Here is a 401-nt window from a genome sequence, read left to right as displayed (position 1 = left end):
GATAAGCTCAATAACCATGATGAATCTTATTTGTGATTATGAAAAAACTGCATGATAAAATTGCAATTAGCTCTTTATGACCTAGATCAAATTATGTAGAATGCGTCACATCAAAACGGTGACGGAAACGTTTGCTTTCGGTCGTTGTGTGGTTTTTTTGAAACTTTCAGTACAATCTGAGTCAGGAGATACAGATGCTTAAGCGTGACATGAACATTGCTGATTACGATGCGGACCTATTCGCAGCTATCCAAGAAGAAACTCTTCGTCAGGAAGAGCACATCGAACTTATCGCTTCAGAAAACTACACAAGCCCACGTGTAATGGAAGCTCAAGGTTCTCAACTTACAAACAAATACGCTGAAGGCTACCCTGGTAAGCGTTACTACGGTGGTTGTGAG

1 pseudogene is annotated in these 401 nt (G+C 40.4%); it reads left to right on the top strand.

The features are described 5' to 3' along the window. Window positions 1-194: 194 nt before the first annotated feature. Window positions 195-401, top strand: a pseudogene (gene glyA / locus AB4653_RS28450) (serine hydroxymethyltransferase); the annotation flags it as partial.

Origin of the sequence: Vibrio sp. 10N.222.48.A3 (assembly GCF_041475345.1) — a bacterium.
GTDB lineage: Bacteria > Pseudomonadota > Gammaproteobacteria > Enterobacterales > Vibrionaceae > Vibrio > Vibrio tasmaniensis_A.
The sequence above is the reverse complement of the archived record's forward strand: the minus strand, read 5'-3'. Positions and strand labels throughout refer to the sequence as shown.